Below are 1,664 nucleotides of genomic sequence, written 5' to 3' on the forward strand. Positions count from 1 at the left end.
GGCCTATATCGAGAGCCTGCTGCAGGCCCGCGACTGGCTGGCCGGACGCCGCATGAGCCTGGCCGACTTCGCCGCCGCCGCCCACCTGTCGGTGATCGACTATTTCGGCGATGTGCCGTGGAAGGACTTCCGGCGGTCAAGACCTGGTACATGAAGCTGAAGTCGAGGCCGTGCTTCCGGCCGATCCTGGCCGATCGCTGGCCGGGCCTCGCGCCGGTCGCGCACTATGACGATCTCGACTTCTGATCACCCCCATGCCGGCCTGAGGGACGAGATCCGCGCCGAGGCCCTGCGCCTGGGCTTCTCGTCCTGCGGCTTCGCCAGCGCCAGCGACGCCTGGCCCAATGGCGACTGGCTGCGCGACTTCGTGGCCGAAGGCCTGCACGGCGCCATGGGCTGGATGGAGGAGACCCTGGAGCGGCGGTCCCATCCGACGGCCATGTGGACCGACGCCCGCAGCGCCGTGGTGCTGGGGGTCAATTACGGTCCCGACCACGATCCGCTGGGCGCCCTGGACCACCCCGATCGCGCGGCGATCTCGGTCTATGCCCAGGGCGACGACTATCACGAGGTGATCAAGAAGCGGCTCAAGGCCTTGGCCCGCTGGATGCATGGCCGGTTCGGCGGCGAGGTGAAGGTCTTCGTCGACACCGCCCCGCTGATGGAAAAGCCCCTGGCCCAGCGCGCCGGCCTGGGCTGGCAGGGCAAGCACACCAATCTGGTGTCGCGGGCCCACGGCTCGTGGCTGTTCCTCGGCTCGGTGCTGACCACCCTGGACCTGCCCGCCGACCCGCCCGAGATCGACCACTGCGGCTCCTGTCGCGCCTGTCTCGACATCTGCCCGACCAAGGCCTTCCCGGAACCCTACCGGCTGGACGCCCGGCGCTGCATTTCCTACCTGACCATCGAGCTGGCCGAGCCTATCCCGGTGGCGTTTCGCGCCGCCCTGGGCAACCGGATCTATGGCTGCGACGACTGCCTGGCGGTCTGCCCGTGGAACAAGTTCGCCCAGGCCTCCAGCGAGGCGGCCTTCCACGCCCGCGAGACCCTGAAGGGTCCCGCCCTGGCCGATCTGGCCGGGCTGGACGATCCGGCCTTCCGCGCCCTGTTCTCGAAGAACCCGATCAAGCGCATCGGCCGCGACCGCTTCGTGCGCAACGTGCTCTACGCGATCGGCAACAGCGGTCAGCCGAGCTGATGGCCGTTGGTCGAACCCCGGCCTCGCCGATCCCTCGCCCCTGGTGCGCGGCGCGGCGGTCTGGGCGGCGCATAGGCTCTGCCCGCCGACCCGGCTGGCGGCGCTGAGGGCGGCGCGGGTCGAGACCCGATCCGGCGGTCCTCGAGGAATGGGGCGCTTAGGGCCTATCACGACAGGGGAAGCGGACCTGTCAGCCCTGGATCCTGGCCACCAGGGCCTCGATCGCCGACCAGGCCTGCGGCTCGGTCAGCATCGGCGCGTGGCCGACCCGGGGAACCTCCGCATAGGCCATGTCCGGCGCGGCCTGGCGCATCCGCGCGACGATCGGGGATCGATCAGGTCCGACAGGGCGCCGCGCACCAGCAGCAGGGGCCGATCCTTGGCCAGGGCCCGAAACAGCGGATACATGTCGGGCGCCGGGCCGAGGGGTCGGCCGCCTTCAGCGGCGCGGCGATGTCGGGATCAA

3 pseudogenes are annotated in these 1,664 nt (G+C 70.5%); 2 read left to right on the plus strand and 1 reads right to left on the minus strand.

Features of this window, described 5'->3' with window-relative positions:
* A pseudogene (locus tag CSW58_RS13560) lies at nt 1-246 on the plus strand (glutathione S-transferase family protein); the annotation flags it as partial.
* Nucleotides 227-1,325 (plus strand): annotated as a pseudogene (gene queG, locus CSW58_RS13565) (tRNA epoxyqueuosine(34) reductase QueG); the annotation flags it as partial. The pseudogenes CSW58_RS13560 and queG, both read left to right, overlap by 20 nt.
* 63 nt (nt 1,326-1,388) lie before the next feature.
* On the opposite strand, the pseudogene CSW58_RS13570 reads toward queG, so the two are convergent.
* Nucleotides 1,389-1,642, minus strand: a pseudogene (locus CSW58_RS13570) (alpha/beta fold hydrolase); the annotation flags it as partial.
* Nucleotides 1,643-1,664 lie beyond the last annotated feature (22 nt).

It is taken from the genome of Caulobacter sp. B11 (assembly GCF_002737765.1).
In the GTDB taxonomy this organism is placed as follows: domain Bacteria; phylum Pseudomonadota; class Alphaproteobacteria; order Caulobacterales; family Caulobacteraceae; genus Caulobacter.